Origin of the sequence: uncultured Devosia sp., from assembly GCF_913055165.1 — a bacterium.
In the GTDB taxonomy this organism is placed as follows: Bacteria; Pseudomonadota; Alphaproteobacteria; order Rhizobiales; family Devosiaceae; genus Devosia.
This window is the reverse complement of sequence record NZ_CAJXJS010000107.1, coordinates 1-5,293: the sequence shown is the minus strand read 5'-3', so window position 1 is coordinate 5,293 and position 5,293 is coordinate 1. Positions and strand designations below refer to the sequence as shown.

At 61.6% G+C, this 5,293-nt stretch carries 7 protein-coding genes; 4 read left to right on the top strand and 3 right to left on the bottom strand.

The annotated features are described in order from the left end of the window. The 3 genes from QZ564_RS18870 to QZ564_RS18860 all read left to right on the top strand — a co-directional run. On the top strand, positions 1 to 237 hold a 237-nt coding region (locus QZ564_RS18870), incomplete at its 5' end, for a winged helix-turn-helix domain-containing protein (protein WP_297113439.1). Positions 238 to 382: 145 nt separating this feature from the next. After that, the gene (locus QZ564_RS18865) at positions 383 to 1,540 is read left to right on the top strand and encodes a hypothetical protein (protein WP_297113436.1); all 1,158 of its coding nucleotides are present in this window, start codon (positions 383 to 385) and stop codon (positions 1,538 to 1,540) included. Positions 1,541 to 1,695: 155 nt separating this feature from the next. Beyond that, on the top strand, positions 1,696 to 2,973 hold the full coding sequence (locus QZ564_RS18860) for an RNA polymerase sigma factor (protein ID WP_297113434.1): 1,278 nt from the start codon (positions 1,696 to 1,698) through the stop codon (positions 2,971 to 2,973). Between the two features lie 7 nt (positions 2,974 to 2,980). Here QZ564_RS18860 and QZ564_RS18855 read toward each other — a convergent pair whose 3' ends face one another. From QZ564_RS18855 to QZ564_RS18845, 3 genes are all read right to left on the bottom strand, one after another. Then, positions 2,981 to 3,349, bottom strand: a complete 369-nt coding sequence (locus QZ564_RS18855) for a response regulator (protein WP_297113432.1) — start codon at positions 3,347 to 3,349, stop codon at positions 2,981 to 2,983. Positions 3,350 to 3,495: 146 nt separating this feature from the next. Further along, positions 3,496 to 4,170 carry a histidine phosphotransferase ChpT gene (gene chpT / locus QZ564_RS18850; RefSeq protein WP_297113430.1) on the bottom strand — a complete coding sequence of 225 codons (675 nt, stop codon included), beginning with the start codon at positions 4,168 to 4,170 and terminating at the stop codon, positions 3,496 to 3,498. An 82-nt stretch (positions 4,171 to 4,252) separates the two neighbouring features. After that, positions 4,253 to 4,720 carry a YHS domain-containing (seleno)protein gene (locus tag QZ564_RS18845; protein ID WP_297113428.1) on the bottom strand — a complete coding sequence of 156 codons (468 nt, stop codon included), beginning with the start codon at positions 4,718 to 4,720 and terminating at the stop codon, positions 4,253 to 4,255. 125 nt (positions 4,721 to 4,845) lie between these two features. Here QZ564_RS18845 and QZ564_RS18840 point away from each other — a divergent pair. Then, positions 4,846 to 5,293, top strand: a 448-nt coding sequence (locus QZ564_RS18840; protein ID WP_297113425.1) for an EipA family protein, incomplete at its 3' end; no start/stop codon positions are given.

The window sequence follows — 5,293 nt, the reverse complement described above, 5'->3', positions numbered from 1 at the left end:
CTGGAGCTGCTTTCGCTCCGCAAGGGCACCACGCTCACCAAGGAAATGTTCCTCAACCACCTCTATGGTGGCATGGACGAGCCTGAGCTCAAGATCATCGACGTGTTCATCTGCAAGCTGCGCAAGAAGCTTTCCGTTGCGACCGGCGGCAAGAACTATATCGAGACCGTCTGGGGCCGCGGCTATGTGCTGCGCGAGCCTGACGAGAACGAAGCCTATAGTGAGAACGTTGCCTAAGAGCTTCGCTCACCTCTGAAATTGGAGCCCCGCGTGACCTGGTCGCGCGGGGCTCGTCTTTTGTTCCCAAGCAATCCCGAGGGATTTCGGAACCGCAGGAGACTGCCCACGTTTTGCCATAAATCAACCTGCGAGGGATCCTTCCATGGCCGATCTGTCAAAGCGCCTGCGCGAACCGCTTGTTCTGACCATCCTCGTCATCGCCATTGCCGGCTGGTTGGCCTTTCTGGCCATGTGGATCAACAGCACCGGCCAAAGCGATCAGTTGCGATCCGAGGTGGCAACGCTGACGGCCGAGCGGGATGCGGCCCAGCAAAACCTGGCGGAACGGGAGCAGACCGCCGGGGCGCTCGAAGAGGCGCAAGCACAGCTTGAGAGCGTGCAGGGACAATTGGCGGATGCAGAAGCGAGGCTGGAGGCGACCAGTACTGATCTTGAAGCGCGGAGCGGGGAGCTCGACACTGTCACGCAAAGCCTGGCGGCGCAGCAGGATGAGGTGGCGGCGCTCGAGGCCCGGGCTGAAACCGCCAACGCCTCGGTCGAGGAGCTCGCAACACGGCAGGCTGCCCTCCAGTCCGAAATACAGAGTTCCAACCGACAATTGAATGATGTCGGCGCTCGGCTTGAAGAAGCACGCCGGCAAGAACAAACGGCCACAGCCAATGTTGCCCAACTTGCCGAAGAAGCTGCCGAGGCCACGGCGAGCCTCGCCGACACCCAATCGCAATTGCAGACCGCGCGAGAGGAGTTGACGGCGGCGCAAGAGCAGCGGGCCGAACTGGCGCAGGAAATCGAGGCCGCCGGCGCCGATGTCCAGTCCTTGCAGCAGCAGGTGAACGCGTTGACCGATCGTCGTGACGTCCTGGTGAGCGATGTTCAGGGCTATGAGGAGCAACTGGCCACTCTGCAGCCGCAAGTCGAGCAGCTGACCCAGACGCTGGCGGAGCGTTCCAGCGAACTTGAGGAGATTGAAGCCCGGATTGCAGCAGAAAGCGCGGTCAGCAGCGCGACAACGCCTTCCGCCTCCCGCTCATTTGAGGTCATGACCGAGGGCGAGGCCAGCGGATTGCATCTTATCCTCAACGAGGATGGCACGTTCGAAATGCGCGATCGCACGGGCAGCGTGGTCGGTGGTGACTACAGTCTTGAGGGCGGGGCACTGGTGCTGTCCAACCCGACCGGGCATATCGGCGAGGCGATCTTCCCCATGACTTGTCCCGTAAGAGAGGATGACGCCGGCTTGGAGATTGATGAGGCCGCAGGCTGTATGATCGGTGGCTTGCGCTTTGAGCAAGGCGAATAGGAACGGCTGATTGCACTTGATCATCTTGATGTCGAAACGGCACTGACCCGTTCGTCGCCGGAGCAGTGTCAGGGGATTTGTCCTTGACGTTGCGGTAGCGACAGCGATTCTCTCCAATCGTAGTGAGGCGGAAGACCGCCGGGAGAACAGGTTTCATGAGTCAGGCTTCGACACAGGGGCGGCGAGAGACCGATCGTGCCATCACCGCCGTCTGGCGGGTCGAACAGGCGCGGGTGATCGCCGGGCTGACGCGTATGGTCCGCGATATTTCCCTGGCCGAGGAGCTCGCTCAGGAAGCGCTGATGGCGGCGCTGCGCAGCTGGCCGGAATCCGGCGTGCCTCGAAATCCGGGCGCCTGGCTGATGCAGGCGGGCAAGCGCAAGGCCATCGACTATTTCCGTCACCGCAAAATGGCGGCTGGCAAGCTTGAGACGCTGGGCCGCGACATGGAAAATGACGTTCCCGATGTAGAGGCCGCCATCCATGAACATTTGGACGATGATGTCGGTGACGATCTCCTGCGCCTGATTTTTACCTCCTGCCATCCGGTCTTGCCGCCGGAAAGCCGGGTTGCGCTGACGTTGCGGCTGATCGGCGGACTGACCACGGAAGAGATCGCCCGGGCGTTCCTTGCCAATGACACCACCATCGGACAGCGCATCGTGCGCGCCAAGCGCACCATTGCCGAAGCCGGCGTGCCGTTCGAGGTGCCACGCGGCGCGGAGCGTGTCGAGCGCGTCGCCTCGGTGCTGGGGGTGCTCTATCTCATCTTCAACGAAGGCTATTCCGCCACGGCCGGCGAAGACTGGATGCGGCCGCAACTCTGTGAGGAAGCCATGCGAATGGGGCGCATTCTGGCGGCCCTGATCCCGGAGGAGCCGGAAGTGCATGGGCTTTTGGCCCTGATGGAGCTGCAGCATTCCCGTACCAAGGCGCGGACCAATGCCAAAGGCGAGCCGGTCCTGCTGCCCGACCAGAACCGGGCGCTATGGGACCAGTTGATGATCCGTCGCGGGTTAGAGGGACTGGTGCGGGCCCAGCAGATGGGTGGCATAGCGGGCCCCTATACGCTGCAGGCAGCCATCGCGGCCTGTCACGCCCGGGCGCGCAAGGCCGAGCAGACAGACTGGGCCCAGATCGCAGCTCTTTACGGTCTGCTAAACCAGGTCACGCCGTCTCCGGTGATCGAGCTCAACCGCGCCGTGGCAGTTTCCATGGCCGAGGGGCCTGCCGCCGCGCTAGCACTGGTGGATGCGCTCAAAGATGCCCCGGCACTGGCAAACTACCATCTGCTCTATGGCGTCCGGGGCGACCTGCTGCGCAAGCTGGGGCGCCATACCGAGGCCAATCTGGAGTTCCGTCGTGCGGCCGAGTTGACACGGAACGCGCGCGAGAAAGCTTTTCTCGAGGGGCGGGCAGGAGAGGTGGCCTGAGGCCCGTTCAGGCCGCGGCGGCCTTGTCCTGGAACTTGGAAACCAGCACGTTCCGGTCGAACGGCTTCATCATGTAGTCATCGGCACCGGCCTTAAGCGCCAAAGCGATCGCTCCGACATCGTTTTCGATCGTGCAGTAGATGACGCGGGGCTTCTCGCCGCCGACATAGGCACGCAGGAGCTTGAGAAATTCCAGCCCGCTCATGATGGGCATATTCCAGTCGAGCAGAATGGCGTCGGGCATCTCCTGGCGGCATTTGTCGATCGCTTCCTGGCCGTCCTCGGCTTCGTCCACGATATAGTCGAGATCCTCCAGCAGGCGGCGCGCAACTTTCCGGACCACGCTGGAATCATCGACAATCAGGCAGCTGCGCATGAAAGGGGGCCCTTGGGGACGTTTGAGACGCTTTGCGACTATGCCCTGCAATAGGTTGGCGAATGGTTAGCAGATCGCGTTCAATAACAACCAACGCGCCCTAAGGCATTGGGAAATATCCCATGATTACCGGGGCTTAGCTGGCTTCACGCCGCGTTGGCGGCGACCTTCGGGGTGGCTGTGAAGAAGAACACGTCATTCTCAATGCCGATATTAAGGTCCATGTCAGTCATGCGAGCGAGGAGGCCGGTGTAGAAGGGCTGGATGCCTCGAGCGTCAACCGAGCCTTCCTCTGGTGCACCGGAAAGCAGGCCTGCCGAACCAGAGGGGACCAGAGTCTTCTGACGCTTTTCCGGATCGGATTTGGAGGTGAACTCGAATTTCTCCTCGCCGGCAGATCCGCTGATCGAGGCGGAAACTGTGCCGCCGCGCGGTACCGAACCGGCCGCAATCAGCAGCATGTTCATGAACAGCTTCGCCTTGTGCTTGGGCAAAAGGATCAGGGGCACGTTCCACTCGAGATCGGCCTTTTCGATATCGAACAGAATGCGGGCGACGCGTTCGCACTCCCGCGTGTCGATGTCGGTGCCGGCGGTGGAGGAGGCGCCATAGGCCAGGCGGGCAAACTCGAGTTTGGCGCGGCTCTGTTTGGCGGCGCTGGCGATCAGGTCCCTGGCGCCCTCGGCCATTTCGGCCTGGTTGGGATCGGAGAGCACTTCCAGGCCGTTGCCGATAGCACCGATGGGATTGATGAGGTCGTGGCAGACCCGCGAGCACAGCATGGCGGCGAGGTCGGTAGCCTTGAGCTCAATGATATCCATGGTGGGGGTCTCCATAGGCGCGGCGGCGCGGACAAGGTGCGAGAATCAGTATTGGGACAATAATGCGCCCGGCGGGCTGGGACTACCGGGTCGAGAGCGTTTTGGACAGGGTGGTCCAATGTTCCTGCCCGCGCAGGGCGGCCGCGTCCGGCGCCAGCAGGAAGGCCTCGCGGTTTGCACCCGAGTAGAACAGGAAAAGGCGCTGCTTGAAGACGGTATAGATGAGCGGATCGGCATCCGAGACGAAGCCGCGCGACATGCTCATGGCGCCATGTCCGCCATATTGCGGGGCATAGATCTCTGGATGGCGTTTGAAGATTTCCATATTGGCCGCATTGGCAAACTGAAACGGCGCTCCCTTCCAGAGGTATTCATGGTCGGGCCGGCCGCGCAGCGGTGACGGTTCGGTAAAATAGGAGACCGGATCCATGCCGCCGATCGCCAGGCCTGTGAGTGGGTCTGTGAGGACATAGGTGACTATCGACTGTGCGGCGCTTTGCTGAACCGTGGCCGGAAGCAGTCCGAAAAGCGGCAGAAACAGGGCGATCATGGTTAAGATTTGTTTAGAGATATGCTGCATGATCGGCCCAAATGATCGGAATGCCCGGGCCCAGATTAGGGGCGAAGACCTTAAGGTCTTGGTAAAGGCAGGCGATCGAGACGGGAGACCTGCCTATGTTCAAGCGCCTTGCCCAGCTTGCCGCCATCTTGTCCGTTCTGTTGTTGCTGCCGGCACCTGCCTTTTCTCAAGGGTCGCTCAGCGACACGTTTTCGGGTGAGGAACTGGTGGAAAGCGGCCGGGAATTCTTCGGTTCGGCCGCACAGGGCCTGGCCTCGGTAGTCGAGCGGGCAGTGAGCCAATATGGCCAGCCCAATGGCTATATCCTGGGTGAAGAGGCCGGCGGTGCCCTGTTCGTGGGTGCCAAATACGGCGAGGGGACGCTCTACACTCGCAATGCGGGGCAGTTCAAAATTTTCTGGCAGGGGCCCAGCATCGGCCTGGATGTCGGTGGCGATGGCTCCAAGGTGATGATGCTGGTCTACAACCTCAACACCATCCAGGACATTCTGGGTCGCTATCCCGGCGTTGATGGCTCGGCCTATGTCATTGGCGGGGTCGGCA